At 72.9% G+C, this 671-nt stretch carries 1 protein-coding gene; it reads left to right on the top strand.

Annotation, left to right across the window (positions count from 1 at the left end):
• Window positions 1–135: 135 nt before the first annotated feature.
• Window positions 136–671 (top strand): 16S rRNA (guanine(966)-N(2))-methyltransferase RsmD (rsmD, locus tag sphsw_RS07490; RefSeq protein ID WP_031440061.1); only part of this gene is annotated, 536 nt, incomplete at its 3' end.

The raw sequence follows: 671 nt of genomic DNA, 5'->3' as shown, positions 1-671 counted from the left end.
CCCCGGTGCGGATCCCCGCCCGCCGCGCGATGCGGCACCGCGCCCCGAACGCGGCAGCCGTCCGCCCGCGCCCGGCAAGGGACCATCAGGGGGGCGCGGTCACCCGCCCCGCGCACCACGCGGAGGTAAACGCTGATGCGGATCATCGCAGGCCAGTATCGCGGTCGCCAGATCGTCGCGCCCAAGGGTGACGCGACCCGCCCGACCGCCGATCGCATGCGCGAGGCTCTGTTCTCGATGCTGACCAGCCGGGTCGGCAGTTTCGAGGGGCTCGCGGTCGCCGATCTCTTCGCGGGCTCGGGTGCGCTCGGGATCGAGGCCTTGTCGCGCGGTGCGGGATCGTGCCTGTTCGTCGAACAGGACAAGCCCGCGCTCGATGCGCTGAAGGCCAATCTTGCCAAGCTCGGCATCCGCGGCGACGTCCGCGCGACCTCGGTGATGGCGATGGGCCCCGCGCCCGCGCCGCTCGACATCATCCTGATGGATCCGCCCTATGACACCGGGGCGGGCCTCGTCGCGCTCGACAAGCTCGCCCGGCTCGGCTGGACCAGCCCGGCGACGTGGATCAGCCTCGAGACCGCGAAGGCGGAGGTCGTCCATCTGCCGGGCTTCGAGGTCGACGCCACGCGCGTCCACGGCAAGGCGCGGCTGACGCTGCTGCGCCCCGCCTG

Origin of the sequence: Sphingomonas sp. FUKUSWIS1 (assembly GCF_000733135.1) — a bacterium.
Classification (GTDB): domain Bacteria; phylum Pseudomonadota; class Alphaproteobacteria; order Sphingomonadales; family Sphingomonadaceae; genus Sphingomonas; species Sphingomonas aerolata.
This window is presented reverse-complemented; position numbering and strand designations above follow the sequence as displayed.